Source organism: Amycolatopsis sp. 2-15 (assembly GCF_030285625.1).
Classification (GTDB): domain Bacteria; phylum Actinomycetota; class Actinomycetes; order Mycobacteriales; family Pseudonocardiaceae; genus Amycolatopsis; species Amycolatopsis carbonis.
Map to the genome: position 1 here is coordinate 8851528 of NZ_CP127294.1, position 17601 is coordinate 8869128.

General features: G+C 72.5%; 20 protein-coding genes. 12 read left to right on the forward strand and 8 right to left on the reverse strand.

The features are described from left to right. Positions 1–81 precede the first annotated feature (81 nt). The 3 genes from QRX50_RS43650 to QRX50_RS43660 are packed head-to-tail and all read left to right on the forward strand — an operon-like array spanning position 82 to position 2837. A complete protein-coding gene (locus QRX50_RS43650) occupies positions 82–1677 on the forward strand; it encodes a PucR family transcriptional regulator (protein WP_285968928.1) in 1596 nt (531 codons plus the stop codon). 42 nt (positions 1678–1719) lie between these two features. After that, a complete protein-coding gene (locus tag QRX50_RS43655; RefSeq protein ID WP_285968929.1) occupies positions 1720–2340 on the forward strand; it encodes a maleylpyruvate isomerase N-terminal domain-containing protein in 621 nt (206 codons plus the stop codon). Next, on the forward strand, positions 2337–2837 hold the full coding sequence (locus QRX50_RS43660) for a P-loop nucleotide/nucleoside kinase family protein (RefSeq protein ID WP_285968930.1): 501 nt from the start codon (positions 2337–2339) through the stop codon (positions 2835–2837). Before QRX50_RS43655 ends, QRX50_RS43660 begins: the two co-directional genes overlap by 4 nt. 39 nt (positions 2838–2876) lie before the next feature. Here the strand turns inward: QRX50_RS43660 and QRX50_RS43665 are convergent, their stop codons facing one another. The 4 genes from QRX50_RS43665 to QRX50_RS43680 form a co-directional block, all read right to left on the reverse strand. Beyond that, complete coding sequence (locus QRX50_RS43665) at positions 2877–3128, reverse strand: hypothetical protein (RefSeq protein ID WP_285968931.1); 252 nt, start codon at positions 3126–3128, stop codon at positions 2877–2879. A gap of 180 nt (positions 3129–3308) precedes the next feature. After that, positions 3309–4298 carry an LLM class flavin-dependent oxidoreductase gene (locus QRX50_RS43670; RefSeq protein WP_285968932.1) on the reverse strand — a complete coding sequence of 330 codons (990 nt, stop codon included), beginning with the start codon at positions 4296–4298 and terminating at the stop codon, positions 3309–3311. A gap of 128 nt (positions 4299–4426) precedes the next feature. After that, positions 4427–4819 (reverse strand): DUF6221 family protein, encoded by a 393-nt coding sequence (locus QRX50_RS43675; protein ID WP_285968933.1) that lies wholly within the window; start codon positions 4817–4819, stop codon positions 4427–4429. A 223-nt stretch (positions 4820–5042) separates the two neighbouring features. Continuing rightward, positions 5043–6065: a DNA polymerase domain-containing protein gene (locus tag QRX50_RS43680; RefSeq protein ID WP_285968934.1), complete on the reverse strand. Its 1023-nt coding sequence runs from the start codon at positions 6063–6065 to the stop codon at positions 5043–5045. Between the two features lie 65 nt (positions 6066–6130). Here QRX50_RS43680 and QRX50_RS43685 point away from each other — a divergent pair, with 65 nt between their 5' ends. From QRX50_RS43685 to QRX50_RS43725, 9 genes are all read left to right on the forward strand, one after another. Beyond that, positions 6131–6769 (forward strand): TVP38/TMEM64 family protein, encoded by a 639-nt coding sequence (locus QRX50_RS43685; protein ID WP_285968935.1) that lies wholly within the window; start codon positions 6131–6133, stop codon positions 6767–6769. A gap of 201 nt (positions 6770–6970) precedes the next feature. Further along, on the forward strand, positions 6971–8602 hold the full coding sequence (locus QRX50_RS43690; protein WP_285968936.1) for a serine/threonine-protein kinase: 1632 nt from the start codon (positions 6971–6973) through the stop codon (positions 8600–8602). Positions 8603–8728: 126 nt separating this feature from the next. Then, entirely contained in the window at positions 8729–8989 is a 261-nt protein-coding gene (locus QRX50_RS43695) for a hypothetical protein (protein WP_285968937.1), read from the forward strand. 106 nt (positions 8990–9095) lie between these two features. Then, positions 9096–9401, forward strand: coding sequence for a hypothetical protein (locus tag QRX50_RS43700; protein ID WP_285968938.1), 306 nt, complete (start codon positions 9096–9098; stop codon positions 9399–9401). Between the two features lie 19 nt (positions 9402–9420). Beyond that, on the forward strand, positions 9421–9846 hold the full coding sequence (msrB, locus tag QRX50_RS43705) for a peptide-methionine (R)-S-oxide reductase MsrB (RefSeq protein ID WP_285968939.1): 426 nt from the start codon (positions 9421–9423) through the stop codon (positions 9844–9846). 318 nt (positions 9847–10164) lie between these two features. Continuing rightward, positions 10165–10830 (forward strand): hypothetical protein, encoded by a 666-nt coding sequence (locus tag QRX50_RS43710; RefSeq protein ID WP_285968940.1) that lies wholly within the window; start codon positions 10165–10167, stop codon positions 10828–10830. A 97-nt stretch (positions 10831–10927) separates the two neighbouring features. Further along, the gene (locus QRX50_RS43715; RefSeq protein ID WP_285968941.1) at positions 10928–11860 is read left to right on the forward strand and encodes a TIGR04222 domain-containing membrane protein; all 933 of its coding nucleotides are present in this window, start codon (positions 10928–10930) and stop codon (positions 11858–11860) included. Next, positions 11853–12656 carry an MbnB/TglH/ChrH family RiPP precursor modification enzyme gene (locus tag QRX50_RS43720; protein WP_285968942.1) on the forward strand — a complete coding sequence of 268 codons (804 nt, stop codon included), beginning with the start codon at positions 11853–11855 and terminating at the stop codon, positions 12654–12656. The genes QRX50_RS43715 and QRX50_RS43720 overlap by 8 nt, the downstream gene beginning before the upstream one ends. Continuing rightward, positions 12653–12973 carry an SCO6045 C-terminal-like domain-containing protein gene (locus QRX50_RS43725; protein WP_285968943.1) on the forward strand — a complete coding sequence of 107 codons (321 nt, stop codon included), beginning with the start codon at positions 12653–12655 and terminating at the stop codon, positions 12971–12973. Before QRX50_RS43720 ends, QRX50_RS43725 begins: the two co-directional genes overlap by 4 nt. Here the strand turns inward: QRX50_RS43725 and QRX50_RS43730 are convergent. The 4 genes from QRX50_RS43730 to hemE are packed head-to-tail and all read right to left on the reverse strand — an operon-like array spanning position 12963 to position 17586. Beyond that, complete coding sequence (locus QRX50_RS43730; RefSeq protein ID WP_285968944.1) at positions 12963–14339, reverse strand: CoA transferase; 1377 nt, start codon at positions 14337–14339, stop codon at positions 12963–12965. The two genes, QRX50_RS43725 and QRX50_RS43730, sit on opposite strands and share 11 nt — an antisense overlap. Before the next feature lie 5 nt (positions 14340–14344). Continuing rightward, positions 14345–15037, reverse strand: a complete 693-nt coding sequence (gene hemQ / locus QRX50_RS43735) for a hydrogen peroxide-dependent heme synthase (protein WP_220238375.1) — start codon at positions 15035–15037, stop codon at positions 14345–14347. Positions 15038–15088: 51 nt separating this feature from the next. Next, positions 15089–16498: a protoporphyrinogen oxidase gene (hemG, locus tag QRX50_RS43740; RefSeq protein ID WP_285968945.1), complete on the reverse strand. Its 1410-nt coding sequence runs from the start codon at positions 16496–16498 to the stop codon at positions 15089–15091. Then, positions 16495–17586, reverse strand: coding sequence for a uroporphyrinogen decarboxylase (gene hemE / locus QRX50_RS43745; protein WP_285968946.1), 1092 nt, complete (start codon positions 17584–17586; stop codon positions 16495–16497). Before hemE ends, hemG begins: the two co-directional genes overlap by 4 nt. Between the last annotated feature and the right edge of the window lie 15 nt (positions 17587–17601).

A 17601-nucleotide genomic window follows, 5' to 3' on the forward strand; every position in this document is an offset into this window, starting at 1 on the left:
AACTCCGGAAAGCGCCGGCAGGTTTGTCCGACCGGCTAGAATCAGGGTGATGAACTTGTTCGATCGGATGAAGGTGATCCGGTGACTGCCGAAGCGTCCGACGGCCTGCCCGCCACCTCGCTGCGCCACGTGCTGGCGACCCTGGGCGAGCCGCTCGTGCGCGTGCTGGTGGCGCCCCAAGGGCTGGGCGTGCGGGTCGACGACGTGGTGATCCTCGACCCCGAAGACCCGCCGGAGGCGCACCCGGGCGACCTCGTGCTGGTGATCGGCGCGCGCGGCCGGGCGGCGGCCGCGGCCATCCGGGCGGCCGGGCGCGGCGGAGCGACCGCGGTGGCCGTGAAGGGCGAGGGCGGCACGGACGTGGCGGCCGACGCCGGCGTCGCGCTGCTCACCGTGGGGGCCGAGGCGCGGTGGGAGCAGGTGGAGGCGCTGGCGCGCGGGGTCGTCGACGCGGCCCGCGCGGGTGGCGAGGCGGAGACCGGCGAGGTGCTGGGCGACCTGTTCGCCCTGGCCCAGACGGTCGCGACGCTCACCGGCGGCCTGGTCAGCATCGAGGACACCGCGAGCCGCGTGCTGGCGTATTCGCGCTCGTCGGACGAGGTCGACGAGCTGCGCCGGCTGTCGATCCTCGGGCGTGAGGGACCCGAGCGGTACCTGGCGATGCTGCGGGAATGGGGCGTCTACCAGCGGCTGCGCGCGGGCGAGGGCATCGTGCGGATCGACGAGCGGCCGGAGCTGGGCATCCGCCGGCGCATCGCCGCCGGCATCCACGCGGGGTCGCAGCCGCTGGGCACGATCTGGGTGCAGGAGGGCGCCACGCCGCTCACCGAGCAGGCCGAAGTCGCGCTGCTCGGCGCCAGCCGCACGCTGGCGCCGCAGCTCATCCGCGCCCGCACGCTGCCCAGCCCTCAGCTGCGGCTGCGTGAAGACCTGCTGGCCGGCCTCTTGGAGGGCCGCGTCGACGCCGAGTCGGTGGCCGACGACATCGGCGCCGATCCCGCGCGGCCGGCCCAGGTGCTGACGTTCGCGCTGTCGTCGGCCGGCCCCGCCGCGTCGGATCGGCTGCTGCGACGCGCGGAGCTGGTGCACCTGATCGCGGTGCACACCGCCGCGTACCGGCGCAGTGCCCTGGTGAGCGTGCTGGGCGGGCGCGTCTACGCGTTGCTGCCCGACCTGCCGGAGCATTCGGACGCGGCAGTCCTGGCTCTGGCCAAGGAGATCGTGACGGCGGCGGAGCGGCACCTCGACGTGCCCGTGCGCGCGGCGCTCGGCGGTGTGGTCCCCCGGCTGTCCGACGCGGCGGCCTCCCGGGGCGACGCGGACCGCGTGCTGCTCGCGATGGCGCGCGGGCGTTGGCCCGATGCCGTCGCGTCGCTGGCGGATGTCCGCGCCGACGTGCTGCTGTCGGAGGTGCTGGCGTACCTCGCGGACCAGCCGCGCATCCGCGACCCGCGGCTGACCGAACTGCTGGCGCACGACGTCGACCACGGCGGGATCCTCGTGCCGGCGGTGCTCGCGTACCTCGACGCGTTCGGGGATGTGCGCGCGGCCGCGAAGGCCTTGAACATCCACCCGAACACCGTGCGGTACCGCGTGCGGCGGGCGGCGGAGGTGTCCGGTGTCGATCTCGGGGATCCGGCGCAGCGGCTGCTCACGCAGCTGCAGCTGCGGCTGTAGAAACCTTGTGCGGACCGGAGTGCGGCCTCGCTAGGGTGCGGCATGGATCTTTTCCCCCGGGCCTGGGGCGCCCTTCAGGAAGCCGTCCACTCCCTCGGCGACGCGCAGTGGGTCCAGCCGTCCGGCTGCGCCGGTTGGCTGGTGCAGGACCTCGTGTTCCACCTGATCATCGGCGCGCAGGACATCCTCATCACGCTCGTGACGACCACCGACGCGCCCGCGACCCGCGACGCCGTGACCTACTGGGAGCCCGGCGAACCCGGTGACGGCACGGACGCGGAGTCGGCGTTCATCCGCCGCAGCGCCGGGGCGTACTCCGGGCCGGCCTCGCTCACACACCACTTCGACGACCTGGCCGTCGCCGCCGGGAAAGCCGCGGCGGCCGCGGATCCCGCCGCCCGCGTGGAAACTCGCGACCAGGTGCTCACGATCACGGACTTCCTCACGACGTACGTGGTCGAAGCGACGCTGCACCACCTCGACCTGACTTTGCACCTGTCCGGTGTGGACGGTCCGCCGGCGTCGACGCTGGCTGCGACGCGGGCGATCGTGGAGGGCGTCGCCGGCCGGCCGCTGCCGTCGGACGACGACCGGGAGGCGCTGGTGCTCGCCACCGGCCGGCTGCCCGCTCCCGCGGGGTTCACTCCGGTGGCGTTGGGATGATCTTCTGGCTGAACGGCACGTTCGGCTCCGGCAAGACCACGACCGCGCGTGAGCTCACCGGCCTGCTGGGTGCGAGGGTGTTCGACCCGGAGTACGTCGGATACCTGCTGCGCGTGCCGTTTCCCGAGCCCGAGGGTGATTTCCAGGACCTCGACCTGTGGCGTCCACTGGTGGTCGAGACCATGGCGCGCGTGCACGCGCACACCGGCGGACCGCTGGTGGCACCTCAGACGATCCTCGTCGAGCACTACGCGCGGGAGATCTTCGACGGTCTCGAGACGCGCGGCATCACCGTGCACCACTTCGTGCTGCACGCGGACCGCGACGAGCTGCACCGCCGCATTCAGGCCGGCGAGCCGAACATTCGGCAGTGGCGCCTGGATCACCTCGACGCGTACGAGAAAGCCCTGCCCTGGCTTGAGAAATCGGGCACCGTGCTGGACACGATGGGCACGCCGCCGGCCGAGGTGGCGCGCGCGATTGCGAATGGGGTGTGAGGGCTGGGGCAGCAGCGCTTCTGCCCCAGCCCCCGCGTGTCACGCCGTGACGAGGCTGAAGCGACGGCGTTCGACGTCGATCCGCTCGATGCGCACCGACAGGCGCGTGCCGGCTTCAGGGGCGGCGCCGCGGTTGGTCACGAGCAGGCCGTGGATGCCGGGGGCCACTTCGACGAACGCGCCGAACGGCAGTTGCTGCACGACCACACCGTCGAGCACTCCGCCCGCGGCGCGCTCGGACAGCCAGGAGCGCCAGGTGGTTTCCGCGGCGCTGGGTTCCGATGTGGACATACGATTTCACCTCCCTTCGCGAACCGCAGGAGTGTCCTCGGAAGTTCGCTGAGGAGGGGCGGGCCACGGGCCCGCCGGGGGGTCACGGCAAGGCCGGGTACCCCGTCTGCTCACGGCTCTCGGCCGACCCGGCAGTCATGCGTTCACCGTAGCAGTGTGTTTCGCCGCGGAGCAGCGTTTTTAGGCCGAGACCGAGAGCCCCGCCAGCTCGGCGAGCGCGGCGAACGACTCGACGCGGGCGGACTGGTCGTAGGTGCTCGTGCTGACCAGGAGCTCGTCGGCGCCGGTGGCCTCGACCAGCTCGCCGAGCCGGTCGGTCACTTCGGCGGGGGTGCCGCCGATCTGGCTCGCGACGATGTCGTCGAGGCGCGTGCGTTCGCGGTCGGTCTTGGGCAGGGCCAGGATGTCGTCGACGGGTGAGAGCGGCGGGAAGATGCCGTGGCTGCGCGAGTACACCGTCGACCACGCCTCGGGCACCAGCAGCCGGCGCGCCTGTTCGCGGGTGTCCGCGACGGCGACCGAGGTCGACACGACGACATACGGCTCGGTTCCGGTGAACGTGTCGCGGTAACGGCGGATGGCCTCGACCATCGCCCGCTCCCCGCGCGCCGGCGCGATCACCAGCGGCAGGCCCAGCTCGGCGGCGAGGTCCGCCCCGGAGCCGGTGGCCAGCAGGAATGTGGGCAGGCTCAGCCCTTCGGCCGGGATCGCGTGCACGCCCGGGTAGGCGGCCTGGTCACCACTGAAGAAGGCAAGCAGCTCGCGCACCTGGTCACCGAAGTCCGCGGCCGCCTCGCGCCCCTGCCCCAGCGCTTGCCGTACGCCGTCGGTGAAGCCCACCGATCGCCCCAGCCCCAGATCGATCCGGCCCGGGAACAGCGACTCCAGCACCCCGAACTGCTCTGCCACCACCAGCGGCCGGTGGTTCGGCAACATCACGCCGCCCGTGCCCACCCGGATCCGCGATGTCACCGACGCGACCGCCGCCGCCAGCACCGTCGGCGCCGACCCGGCCACCCCGGGCACGCTGTGGTGCTCCGACACCCAGAACCGGTGGTACCCGAGCCCCTCGATGTCCCGCGCGAACGCGACGGTGTCCCTCAGCGCCTGCGCACTACCCCGCCCGCGCCTGGCGGGCGACCGGTCGAGCACGGAGATCCGGAACGTCACCCCAGGATCAACACGACCGTGTGGCCGCGGATTCCCCGACGCCGGGCGTCAGATCGGCCACGCACCTGTGATCTTCCGCTAGCCGCGGGCGAAGCGGCGAGCCGTACCGCCGCACCCGGCGTGCCGCGCTACGGACGCCAGCGTTCGCTGTAGTCCGGGTGGTCCGCGTACGGCAGGGCGAGCAGCCGCAGCGTCAGGCACCAGTTCGACCCCGCCTCATCGGCCGGGACGTGACAGGTCTCGCACCAGTATTCGCTGCCGTACAACGGAAAACCGGGGACCTTCTCGGACACGGTGGTGCGGTGGGCGAGCATGATGCGGCGCGTGACCTCGACCTCGTTGATCATCTGGTTCACGACGTCGAGCTCGATGTCGCCGAGGGCGCGCACACGTTGTTCGACCGCGACCTTCGCCTCGCCGCGGTTGAGCGCCTCGCCGGTTTTCGCCTTCTGCACCGCCTGCATGATCAGCGCCTGCCGCTGACCCACCCGCGCGGCGAGGAACGCGATCAGGTCGTCCACGAAAGGCCTCCCTCCTCGAGCCGGGCCCCTCCGGCGCGGGGTAGTCGCCGCGCGGCGCCGGGGCGTTACGCGCCGGAGGTGCCACCAGGGGCACCCCGAGCCCGCAGCACGCTACTCCGCTCCCAGTCTGACCTGCGGGAACGTTACACAGCCGTAAAGGTGGGAATTCTTCGTGTTCGTCGAAGTTGATCACGGACAGTGAGCACCCTCGGCAACCGGGCGATCACTCGGTGTCGGGCCGCGCCTTGCTCGGCTGCACGCGCTTGGGCTCGCCCGGCATCTTCGGATAGTCCGGCGGATACGGCAGCTCCGCGCCGCCGAGGTCGCGGTCGTCGCGTTCGTACCACTCCAGCAGGGTTTCGAGGCCGAACGCCGTTTCGTCCATCGGCGCGTGGAGGTCGCCGTGCTCGGCCAGGAAGGCCGGCACGGTGAGCACGTCGAAGTCGTCCGGGTGCACGTCGTCGAGCATCGCCCAGGTCAGCGGCGTGGACACGGTCGCGCGCTGAGTGCCGCGTACCGACCACGTGGACGCGACGGTGCGGTCGCGCGCCGCCTGGTTGTAGTCGAGGAACACGCGGCCGCCGCGTTCCTCCTTCCACCAGGAAACGGTGGCCTTGTCCGGGATGCGGCGTTCGACCTCGCGCCCCAGCGCGATCACCGCGTGGCGCACGGCGATGAAGTCCCACTCCGGCCGGATGCGCACGAGCACGTGGACCCCGCGTCCGCCGGAGGTCTTGGGGTAGCCGGTGAGCCCGGCGTCGGCCAGCACCTCGCGGACCACGCGCGCCACCACGACGGCGTCGTCGAAGCCGGCCGAGTCGGGCGGGTCGACGTCGATGCGCAGCTCGTCCGGATGGTCCACATCGGACCGCCGGACGGGCCACGGGTGGAAGTCGAACGTGCCGAGGTTCGCCGCCCACGCGAACACGGCGGGTTCGGTCGGGCAGACCTCGTCGGCGGTGCGCCCGGACGGGAACGTGATCCGCGCGGTCTGGACCCACTCCGGCGCACCCTTGGGCACGCGCTTGGCGTAGAACCACTCGCCCGCCACGCCGTCGACGTAGCGCTTGAGCGTGGTGGGCCGCTCGCCGATCGCGCGCAGCAGCGGCTCGCCCACGGCGAGGTAGTGCTCCACCACCTGCCGCTTCGTGATGCCGCGCTCCGGGAAGTACACCTTGTCCGGGCTCGTGACCCTGACGGTGCGCTCCCCCACCTGGTACTCGACCGGATCGCCGTTCTTGGGCATGGGCCCACCGTAGCCGGATCCACGCCGATCGCCCGCCGATCACGCCGTGCCCTACCTTGGAAAGCGTGTCCGGCAGAACCAAGCTGATCCTCGCGCTCATCGTGCTCGCCCTCCTCGCGGCGGCCGCGGTGTTCCTGCCGATCCCCGGCCCATCCGACCTGCGCCGCTGGGCGCAGGCGACCGGTCCCGCGACGCCGCTGGTGCTGCTGGTCGGGTACTCGTTGCTCACCGTGGCGCCCATTCCGCGCACCGTGTTCAACCTCGCCGCGGGGCTGCTCGTCGGCAGCGTCGCGGGGATCGCGATCGGCCTGGTGGCGACGACGATCGCCGCGGGCCTGTCGTTCGGGCTCGCGCGGCTGCTGGGCCGGGACCTGGTGCTGCGGCACCTGCACCGCGCCCCCGTGCGCATCGTGAACGAACGGCTGTCCGGCGGCGGTGTGCTGGCGATCACGTCGCTGCGGCTGATCCCCGTGGTCCCCTTCGCGCCGTTGAGCTACCTGTGCGGAGTGTCGACGGTGAAGCTGGTGCCGTACCTCGTGGGCACGCTGCTGGGGAGCATCCCCGGCACGGTCGCCGTGGTGGTGCTGGCCGACGCGCTGACGGGCGACACGCCGCCCGTGCTCCTGGCTTGTTACGCCGTTTTCGCCGCGGCCGGAGCCGTCGGCCTGGTCAAGGTGCTGAAGAAGCGCACTCCCGCTGCCTAGGAGGAAGAGCCCGCCGCCTCCGCACCGGCTGGCTGACGGCGGCAACATCCACTCGACCGCTACACTCGTTCGGGTGCGCGAGGGGTATCCGCGCTGAGTAAGGCCACGATCACCGGGATTTCGTCAGGAGCGGTCGCCATCGACACCGGTCAGCTGATCGCGGGGCACTACCGCCTCGTCGAGCACATTGGTAGCGGTGCCATGGGTGTGGTGTGGCGCGCCGTCGACGTGCGCCTGGAACGGTCGGTGGCGATCAAGCAGATCCTCCCCCAGCCGGGCGTCTCCGAGGCCGAACGCGACAACATGCGCCAGCGCGCCATGCGCGAGGCCAAGAACGCGGCCCGCTTCCAGCACCCGAACGCGATCGTCGTCTTCGACATCGCCGAACACGGCGGCGATCCCTGCCTCGTGATGGAGTTCCTCGACGGCCCGAGCCTCTCGGCCGTGCTGGCCGAGCAGGGCACGCTGCCCGTGGGCCAGGTCGCGCGCATCGGGGAGCAGGTAGCCGCCGCGCTCGTCGCCGCGCACCGCTCCGGGATCGTGCACCGCGACGTGAAGCCCGGCAACATCCTCATCGACGAGACCGGCACCGCGAAGATCACCGACTTCGGCATCTCGCGCGCGGCCGGCGACATGACGCTCACGCAGACCGGCCTCATCGGCGGCACGCCCGCGTACCTCGCGCCCGAGCTGGCGCGCGGCGCCGACCCGGTGCCCAGCTCCGACGTGTTCGCCCTCGGCGCCACGCTCTACCAGGCCATCGAAGGCCAGACGCCCTACGGCAACACCACCAACCAGCTCGCGCTGCTCTACGCGGCCGCCAACGGCCAGATCAACCCGCCGACCCAGGCCGGCCCCGCCACCGCGCTGCTGATGAGCCTGCTGCGCAGCGAACCCGGCGAGCGCCCCAGCATGGCCGAGGCCCGCGAAGGCCTGGCGAAGCTCGCGTCCGGCGAACCGGCGGGCCCCGAGCTGCTGTCGTCGGGCCCCACCGAACGCCTCGACCGCGGCGGCTCACGCCCGCCGTGGCAGCGCGTCGACGGCCCGAAGCCCAGCGCCCCGATCCCCGCACAGAAGGCCCCGTCGAACCCGCCGCGCACCCCGACGGCGGCGTTCATGCCGATGCGCTCGCCCGCCGCACCGCCCAACACGCCGCCGCGGCCCCAGCCCGCCCAGCCGGCTCCCCCGGCCCGGCCGACGCAGCAGCAGCCCCGCCCGGCCCCGACGGCCGCCGCGCCGAACTATCGGAACGCGTCGAGCACGCCGCCTCCGCCGTCGGACAACAAGCGCAAGTTCGCCCTGCTCGCGGGCGGTGCCGCGGCCGTGGTCGTGATCGCGGTGGTGGTGTTCCTGGTGCTGAGCTCTGGCAACGGTGACTCTGGTGGTTCGAACACCGCGAACCAGCCGCAGCAGACGAACTCGACCGGCGCGCCGAACACCCCCAGCACCGGTCCGTCCGCATCGCCGCCGGTTGCCGACCTCGGCCAGACGCCGAACGACGGCGGCAAGCTCGCGCTCTCACCCGCCGGCCAGCGGGTGATCGACTTCTACAGCTTCCCGCAGGACACGGCGGCGGCGTGGGCGATGCTCACCCCGGCCGCCCAGCAGGTCTACGGCAGCCAGGCGGCGTTCGACCAGTACTGGCAGCAGTTCGGCAACGTGAGCAGCAGGGTCGCCCGAGGCAGTTACAACGCCGACAACTCGGTGACCATATCGGTCACCGTGGTGTTCCCCGACCACTCGGAGAGCCGCGTGTTCCGCGTCGTCAACTCCGGCGGGCAGATCCTCATCGACTCGAACACGAAGAGCCAGAAGGACGCCACTCAGGGCTGACTCGCGCCCGCGTCGACACGGAATCCCGCTCACCGCGACACAAATCGGAATTGTCACCCGTCCGACGCCTTACGCAACCAGGCCGACGCGTCGCCCCGTGCCGTGACCAGCGGAGCGCCGGGCGCGATGGTGACCACCTACGAGGCCGCCAACATCCGGCAAACTCCGTGGTCGACCAGCAAGAAACAAGGCAGTTACCCCGCCGACTACACGGTGCTCGGCATCTGCTGGGCAGATGGGGGACCCATTTCGGACAATGGTGTCGTGAGAAATGACATCTGGGTTTCCACCGGCGTCGAGAACGGCGTGCATTCCTTTTTCATCAGTGCCATTTACCTCAAAGGTGATTCTCTGGGCGGCATGCCCGTAGGCGCGCAGTGTCCTTGACGCGCCGACCACCCGCCGTCACCTGGAGCGACGCCTCTGTTGCGAACCAGTGAGACTCGCCGCGCGGGGAGTGTGGTGAGCAGGGGTGATGGCCTACCGTGGAGCCATGGCCGAGAGCGGAGCTGTACAGCCGGGCTGGAATCCTCGGTTCCACGAGGATCTCGTCGGGCTGGATCCGTACGACCCGGAGGCGCGCGCGTTCGCCGCGCACCTCGACCGGATGGAGCGCACGGGGCCGACGTTCACCGTCGAAGCGTGCCTCGACCAGGTCTCCGACTTCGCCGATTCCAGCAGCCGCGCGGGCGGGCTGCGCTACTGGGTTTCGGCGCTCATCGCGGCGTTGATCGTGTTCGGGGTGATCGTGACCGCATGGCAGATCGTGACCCACGCCATCGCTTTCCTGGCGGGGTAACGTGGGCGAAGTGAAAGGTATGAAACCCGTGGTCGGCACCACGCCCCGTGTGGTGAAGTCCGAGCAGGAGTGGCGCGAGCAGCTCAGCCCCGAGGAGTACGCGGTGCTTCGCCAGGCCGGCACCGAGCGGCCGTTCGTCGGCGAGTACACCGACACGAAAACCACCGGCGCGTACGAGTGCCGGGCTTGCGGTGCCGAACTGTTCCGCAGCGACACGAAGTTCGAGAGCCAGTGTGGCTGGCCGTCGTTCTTCGACCCGGCGGACTCCGACGCCGTGCTGCTGCGCGAAGACCGCACGCTCGGGATGAAGCGCATCGAGGTGCTCTGCGCCTCGTGCCACAGCCACCTCGGCCACGTCTTCGAGGGCGAGGGCTACGACACGCCGACCGACCAGCGCTACTGCATCAACTCGATCTCGCTGAAGCTCGTTCCCGAGTCCGAGTAACACCGACGTTCACCAAGAAGGCGCCCTCCCCCACCGGGAGGGCGCCTTCTTTTCGGCAAACACGGTTCTCGGGAAACTCCAGGCAACCACAGCGCCTTCTCCCGCGTGCACCAGGCACGACGCACCGGGGAGGCGCCATGACACTCATCGCCACCATCGCCGGGACTCTTCTCGGCGTGCTCGGGTTCCTCGACGGCCTCCGTCGCGACCGCCGGGCCCGGGCCGGCTTCCGCGGCGCCGCCCGCCTGGTTTCCCTCGCGCAGGTCGCGTTCCTCCACCGGCGGCCCGCGCCGGACCGGCGAAACCGTGGTGGCGGCGATGATCGAACGCGAGCAGCTGCGGCTCGACAGCAGCGGCCGGCTGTACCGCACTCCGCTGGCGCCGGCCGACGCGCTGGGCGTGGCGGCGGCCGAGCTCGTGGGCGTCCGGGCACCGGACTTCGCCGACGTCGTCCGACGGCTGTCCACGACCGACGTGATGGCCGAGCTCGCCGGGGACCTCGTGGCGCGGGGACTCGTCGTCGACACCGCCAAGCTGCGCGGGCGGTGGTGGTGGGCGGCCACCGCGCAGGCCGCGCTCGCGGTCGGTGGTGTGGTGCTGGGCGTGGCTTCCGGGAGCTGGTCCGTCGCCGCGGCCGTGGCCGTGGTCGCCGTTCTCGGGGTGCTGGCGGTCATGCGTTCCTGGCAGGCGCCTGGGCGCACCGACGCGGGTCACGAAGCCGTGCGCGCGGCGTGGGCCGACCGCAGCCTCGTGACGGGAGCCGCGGGCGCCGTCGCGGTCGGTGGGCTGGGCAGCCATCCCGACCGCGAGACGCGGATCGCCTTCAGCAGCGGCCGGAAAACCCGGTCCGGTCAGCACCACAGCGGAGCCGGCTCCGCCGGTGGCTGGCTTTATCCAGGCTTGGCCGGCGGCGGCTCGGGATGTGGCGGCGGGTCGAGCTGCGGTGGCGGCTCGGGATGTGGCGGCGGCTCCGGCAGCTGCTGACGGAACCGAGGCGCCGCGGACGGCGTCAGTTGTGCCGACCCACCCGGTGAACCGGGTCGGTAGGGTCCGGCGACTGCGAGGGTGAGGGAGGCACACCGTGGACGAAACCTGGGGGATTTCGGGACCGCAGTTCCTGGCGTGGTACGGAATCGCGCTGGCTGTGGTGTTCGTGGTGCAGGTGGTGGGGCCGCGTGTCGCGCGCACGCGGACGGTCGAGCACACCGGTGAGCTGCCGGACGTCTACCAGCTCGCGTACCTCGCCGGCGGGCCCGAGCGCGTAGCCGACACGGCGATCGCGGCGCTGGTGGACCGCGGCCTGCTGCGGGTGAACAGCGAAGGGCTCGTGACCGCCGCGGGGAAACGCCCGTGGCACAAGATCGAACGCTCCATGCACGAAGGCGCCAAGGGTGCCACCGGCGGCACCACTCGCAGCCTGCGGGCCAAGGCCGCGCGGTCGAAGGCGATGAGCGACCTCGAGGCCGACCTCCGACTCCGCGGCCTGCTGACCTGCGGCGAGGACCTGCGCGCTTTCGATCGCACGATCTCCCTGGTGTACTTGGCTCTCCTGGCGGTTGGCGTCGCGCGGTTCGTGACGGGCCTGGTGCGCGACCGGCCGGTCGGCTGGCTTGTCCTGCTGCTCCTGGCCGCCATCGCGCTGAGGATCGTCGTCGGCGTCGTACTCGGCCGCCGGCGCGTGCGGATCTCGCCGCTGGGCCACGCGGCTCTGACACGCGCGCGGGTCTTGAGCCGCTCGCAGGACCCGGGGCAGCTGGGCCTGCTGCTCGCCGGCGCAGCCGGGGCCGTGGCGCTGGGCGGGCTCGCGATGTACCCGGACCACGAGCTGAGCGCGGCACTGGTGCCGCCGTTGCAGCCCTTCTCCGGTTCCGGCGGTGGCTCGTCGTCCAGCGGCTCCTCGTCCTGCAGCAGCAGCTCGTCGTGCAGCAGCAGCTCGTCGTGCAGCAGCGGATCCTCCTGCAGCAGCGGGTCCTCCTGCGGTTCTTCGTGCGGTGGCGGGGGTTGTGGTGGTTGACCGGCTGGGTGTCGGCATCGGCTGGCGGGCCGAGCTGGACCTGTCGATCGCGCGGCTGCCGGGCGTCGACTGGGTCGAGGTCGTCGCCGAGAACCTCCACGCGCCGCACCTGCCCGAGAGCCTGCTGGCGCTGCGGCAGCGCGGCATGCCGGTGCTGCCGCACGCCGTGTCGCTCTCACTCGGCGGGGCCGAACCGCTGGACACCCACCGCGTGGAGCACCTCGCCGAGCTGGCGCGGGCGCTCGACGCGCCGCTCGCGAGCGACCACGTGTGCTTCGTCCGCGCGGGCGGGCTCGACTCCGGGCACCTCATGCCGCTGCCCCGCACGCGCGAGGCGCTCGACGTGCTCGTGGCCAACGTCCGCCTGGCGCAGTCCATTGTGGACGTCCCGTTGGCACTGGAGAACATCGCGGCGGTGCTCCAGTGGCCGGAGAACACGTTGTCGGAAGAGCAGTTCCTCACCGAGCTGACCGAGCGCACGGGCTGCCTGCTGATCATCGACGTGGCGAACCTGTATGCCAACGCGCGCAACGTCGGCACCGACCCGGTGGCGTTCCTCGACGGGATCCCGTGGGAGCGCCTGGCCTACGTGCACATGGCGGGCGGGGTCGAGCGCGACGGCGTCTACCACGACACGCACGCGCACCCGGTGCTGCCCGAGGTGCTCGACCTGCTCGCCGAGCTGCGCCGCCGCACCGACCCGCCGGGCGTGCTGCTGGAGCGCGACGACGACTACCCCACCGACACCGAACTGGCCGCGGAGCTCGCGGCCCTGCGCGCGACGGTGACGGTGTGAGCCGCGAGGAGCTCGCCGCCCGGCAGGCCGCGCTGCTCGACGCGCTGCTCACCGGCGCCCCGCCCCCGCCGGGCTTCGCGCCCGACCGGCTGCGCGTGGAGGCCGACGTGCTGCTCACCAAACGGCGCCGGCTCATGGCGTACCTGCGGCCTGACCTGGCCGAACGCCTGGGTGACCGCTTCGCCCCGCTCTTCGCCGCCTATGCCGCCGCGCACCCGAAAACCGACACGATCCGGGCGCGCGAGTACGCCGACGCGTTCGCTGTCTGGGTCGGCGACCGAGAACCCGCGAAGCGCCGGCGCTGGTTCAGGAGCTGACCGGGTGCCACACCGCGCTGTCCGCCCCGGGCAGGTGCGAGGCGTGGTCCCAGTGCGGCTGGGCGCCCGGCAGGTCGCCGGACATCTTCACGCGCGTGAGCTTGCCGAAGTCGCTGTCCACTTCTTCGACGAGGTCACTGAAATCTACTGTGTCTTCACTCGACACAGCCGGCTCCTTGCGTCCCAAGGAATCCAGCCACCGGCCCGTACCCGCGAGCGACAACCGCACGTGCCAGCTGCCACCCTCGACGACCGTGCGGCGCACCGCCGTCATGATCGCCGCGGCCGCGAGCCAGCCCGTGGTGTGGTCGAGCGCCTGCGCGGGCAGCGGTGTCGGCCGGTCGGTGCCCGCGACGCGAGCGCCTTCCTCGGCGATGCCCGAAGCCATCTGCACCAGGCTGTCGAAGCCGCGGCGGCGGGCCCACGGGCCGGCCCAGCCGTAGGCCGACAGGTCGGCCGTGACGAGACCGGGGCGCAGCTCCGCCATCTCTTCCGGGCCGAATCCGATTCGGGCGAGCGCGCCGGGACGGAACGACTGCAGCACCACGTCGGCACGCGCGATGAGCTTCTTCAGCCGCGCGCGGCCGCCCTCGGTGTCGAGCGCGACGAACCCCGACCGCTTGCCGTGGCCGGTGTCCATGGTGAGCGCGGGGATGCGCGGCAGGTGCGCGGCGCCGACGTGGAGCACGTTCGCGCCGTGGGCCGCGAGCACGCGGCCGGCGACGGGCCCGGCGAGCACGTGCGTCAGCTCCAGCACTCGGACCCCGCCCAGCGGCCGGTCGGAGTCGAACAGCGTGTTCTTCGGCGCGTCGCCGATCTGCCGGAGCTCGGCGAGCGGCAGGCCCGCGGCGGCCTGGCCCTGCGGGTGCGCGAGCCACTCGTCGCGCGAACGCAGGAGCGCGGCCGCGCCGCCCGCCGTCACCACGGCCGACTCGACCTCGGCGGCCGTCTTGGCGGCCACGGTTTTCGCCACGGCGTCGCGCTGCGCGGGCACGCCGAGCGACCAGCACACGGCGGCCTCGTGGCGGGGGTAGTTCGCGTGGAGCTTGACCCAGCCGTCGGAAGCGAGGTAGTCGCCGGCGATCGGCCCCCACGGGCTCGGCGGCAGCTCGCCGTCCACACGCAGGAAGGCTTCGCTGCGCACGGCGGCCGCGGCGTGGCGCGTGTCGGCGCCCACCGTGCCGGGGTCGATGCCGCGCAGGCGCAGCAGCTCGCCGGCCGCCAGGGTGGCGGCCGCGATGCCCGCCGCCGCGGCGGCCTCGACCCGGAAAGTGCCGGGCAGCAAGGATTCGTCGCCGGTCAGCGACACGGCCGGGAGGGATTCGCCGGTGAGCGTCTGCCACACCCCGGCCAGCACGTCCTGCACGGCGGTTACGGCAGTGCCGCGACGAGCTCGGCGGGCGCCACGCGCGTGCCGGTGTAGAACGGGATCTCCTCGCGCACGTGGCGGCGGGCCTCCGTCGCGCGCAGGTGCCGCATGAGGTCGACGATGCGGTGCAGCTCGTCGGCCTCGAACGCGAGGATCCACTCGTAGTCGCCGAGCGCGAACGACGCCACGGTGTTGGCGCGCACGTCCGGGTAGTCGCGGGCTTCCTTGCCGTGGTCGGCGAGCATCTTGCGGCGCTCCTCGTCCGGCAGCAGGTACCACTCGTAGGAGCGGACGAACGGATACACGCAGATGTACTTGCGCGCTTCCTCACCGGCGAGGAACGCCGGGATGTGGCTCTTGTTGAACTCGGCCGGGCGGTGCAACGCGACCTGGCTCCACACCGGGGTCGACGCGCGGCCCAGCGGCGTGCGCCGGAAGCCGTTGTAGGCGGCCTGGACCTGCTCGATCTCCTCGGCGTGCCACCACACCATGTAGTCGGCGTCGGCCCGGAGCACCGACAGGTCGTAGACCCCGCGCACCACCACGCCCTTGTCGGCGAGCCCGTCGAGGAACTCCGCCGTCTCCTGCCCCGCGGTCCCGCGGTCCTCGCCGAGGCGGCCGGGCTCGACCCGGAAGACCGACCAGGCGGTGTAGCGGATGCTGTCGTTGAGCTCGTTGTAGTTCAGCCGCGCCATGGCTCCATCCTCGCACCGCACGGCATTCGGGCGCCAAGCGCCTCCGTCACGTCACACTGTGAAGCTCGCCGCGATCCGCTTCGCGGCGGCATCGGCGGTGGCGACGCACGCCGGGAGGCCGACGCCGTGCAGCGTCGCGCCCGCCACGGCGAGGCCGGGGAGCTCGTCGACGGCGGTTTCGATCCGCGTCACGCGCTCGAGGTGCCCGGCGCCGTACTGCGGCAGGCCGCCGCCCCACCGCGTGACCAGCGTGTCGAGCGGTTCGGCGGTGACGCCGGTGAGGCGGGCGAGGTCGTCGCGGACGGCGTGCACCAAGGCTTCGTCGTCGCCGTTGAGCGCGCCCGGCTCGCGGAAGCGGCCGACGGAGCCGCGGACGAGCACCGGCCCGGCGGCGCCGTAGTGAGCCCACTTGTTGGCGGAGAAGGTGAAGGCTTTCGACGCGTAGGGCACGCCCTCGGCGTCCTGCTCGCCCGCGCCGATGAGGATCCCCGACGCGTCGGGCAATTCGGTGCCGGGCGGCAGCGCCAGGGCGATCACGGCCATCGAGGCCAGCTCGACCTCGCCGAACGCCTGCGCCGCGGCCGGAGCCACGTCGGCGAGCAGCTTGCGTGCGGCGGGCGCGGGCACGGCGAGCACGACGGCGTCGACGTCGACCGGGGTGTCCTCGGGGGCGTGGGCCGGGGCGGCGGCGCCGACGTCGAGGCGCCAGCCGTTCGCGGTGCGGGTCAGCGCGCGGACGGTGGCGGCGGTGCGCACAGTTGCTTTCGACAGGGTCAGCAGCCGGTCCAGCAGGGTGGTCAGGCCGCCGGTCAGCGTGCCGAACACGGGCGCGGTGCCGGGGGTCTTCGGCAGCAGGGAGGCCGCGGCGTCGGTGAGCGAGCCGGCGCCCTCGGCGACGGCCTTGGCCAGGCCGGGCATGGTGGCGCGCAGGCCCAGTCCGTCGGCGCCGCCCGCGTAGACGCCGCCGAGCAGCGGGTCGACGAGCCGGTCGACGAGCTCGTCGCCGAAGCGGGCCCGCAGCAGCGGGCCGAGGGCCAGGTCGGCGGCGGTGAGCTCGACGGGGCCGAGGGAGCGTTCCTTTTCGACGGCGAGGCGGCCGTCTTCCGAGAGCACGCCGGCCACGGCGTCGGCGGAGGCGGGCACGCCCATGACCGTGCCGGGCGGGAGGCCCGTGACGGTGCCACCGGCGTGGATCTTCGCGCGCGCCTTCGTGGGGTGGACGAGGTGCTCACCCAGCCCGACCTCGGCGACCAGCGCCGTGACCTCGGGACGGCGGGCGAGGAACGCTTCGGCGCCGACGTCGTAGGGCACGCCCCCGACCTCGGCGGTGCGGAGCTTGCCGCCGAGGTCTGGGGTGGCTTCGAAGACGGTGATCGCGACGGCGTCGCCGAGCAGCGTCCGCAGGCGGTAGGCCGCGGTCAGGCCGGAGATGCCGCCGCCGACGACGGCGACGTGCTTCACAGCGAGTGCACCAGCTCGACGACGCGGGTGAGAACCTCGGGCTCGACGCTCGGCAGCACGCCATGGCCGAGGTTGAAGATGTGCCCGTCGGCCGCGCGACCCTCGTCGACGATCCGGCGGACCTCGGCCTCGAGCACCGGCCAGCCGGCGTAAAGCAGCGCCGGGTCGAGGTTGCCCTGCACCACGGCCTTGCCACCGAGCCGGCGCACGGCCTCGTCGAGCGGCACGCGCCAGTCAACCCCGACGACGTCGGCGCCCGCGTCGCGCATCGCCACGAGCAGCTCGCCCGTGCCGACGCCGAAGTGGATCCGCGGCACGCCGTAGCCCGCGACGCCGGCCAGCACCTTCGCCGAGTGCGGCTGGACGAACTCGCGGTAGTCGCGCTCGGACAGCGCGCCCGCCCACGAGTCGAACAGCTGGATGGCGTCGGCGCCCGCGTCGAGCTGCGCGCGCAGGAAGGTGAGCGCGATGTCGGCGAGGCGGCCGGCGAGCTCGTGCCAGAGCTCGGGCTCGGCGTGCATGAGCGCCTTGGTGTGCTCGTGGTTGCGGCTCGGGCCGCCCTCGATGAGGTAGCTGGCCAGCGTGAACGGCGCTCCGGCAAAGCCGATCAACGGCGTGTCGCCCAGGCGTTCCACCAGCAGGCCCACACCCTCGGCCACGCGCTCGACCTGCTCGGCTTCCAGCAGCGGCACGGCCCGCACGGCCGCGACGTCGCGCACCGGCTTGGCCACCACGGGCCCCGTGCCGGGCACGATGTCGATGTCCAGGCCCGCCGCCTTCAGCGGCACCACGATGTCGCTGAACAGGATCGCCGCGTCCACCCCGTGCCGGCGCACCGGCTGCAGCGTTATCTCGGCGAGCATCTCGGGGTCGAAACACGCGTCGAGCATCGCGACGCCCTCGCGCAGCTTCCGGTACTCCGGCAGCGACCGCCCGGCCTGGCGCATGAACCACACAGGCGTGCGCACGGGCTTCTCCCCGCGCGCCGCAGCCAGGAACGGCGACTCGGCCAGCACCCGCCGCGCAGCGGGGGCGGTTTCGGACGCGGAGGACTCAGACACAGACGAAAGCTCAGGCACGAAGCCCATCGTCCCACGCCTGGT

Bases quoted from the DNA above. Each gene is read 5' to 3' on its own strand.
- QRX50_RS43700 (WP_285968938.1), top strand. From the start codon at position 9,096: ATGGCCGAGAGCGGAGCTGTACAGCCGGGCTGGAATCCTCGGTTCCAC.
- QRX50_RS43680 (WP_285968934.1), bottom strand. From the start codon at position 6,065: ATGCCCAAGAACGGCGATCCGGTCGAGTACCAGGTGGGGGAGCGCACC.
- QRX50_RS43695 (WP_285968937.1), top strand. From the start codon at position 8,729: ATGGTGACCACCTACGAGGCCGCCAACATCCGGCAAACTCCGTGGTCG.
- QRX50_RS43655 (WP_285968929.1), top strand. From the start codon at position 1,720: ATGGATCTTTTCCCCCGGGCCTGGGGCGCCCTTCAGGAAGCCGTCCAC.
- QRX50_RS43690 (WP_285968936.1), top strand. From the start codon at position 6,971: ATGGGTGTGGTGTGGCGCGCCGTCGACGTGCGCCTGGAACGGTCGGTG.
- QRX50_RS43660 (WP_285968930.1), top strand. From the start codon at position 2,337: ATGATCTTCTGGCTGAACGGCACGTTCGGCTCCGGCAAGACCACGACC.
- QRX50_RS43710 (WP_285968940.1), top strand. From the start codon at position 10,165: ATGATCGAACGCGAGCAGCTGCGGCTCGACAGCAGCGGCCGGCTGTAC.
- hemQ (WP_220238375.1), bottom strand. From the start codon at position 15,037: ATGGCGCGGCTGAACTACAACGAGCTCAACGACAGCATCCGCTACACC.
- hemE (WP_285968946.1), bottom strand. From the start codon at position 17,586: ATGGGCTTCGTGCCTGAGCTTTCGTCTGTGTCTGAGTCCTCCGCGTCC.
- msrB (WP_285968939.1), top strand. From the start codon at position 9,421: ATGAAACCCGTGGTCGGCACCACGCCCCGTGTGGTGAAGTCCGAGCAG.
- QRX50_RS43665 (WP_285968931.1), bottom strand. From the start codon at position 3,128: ATGTCCACATCGGAACCCAGCGCCGCGGAAACCACCTGGCGCTCCTGG.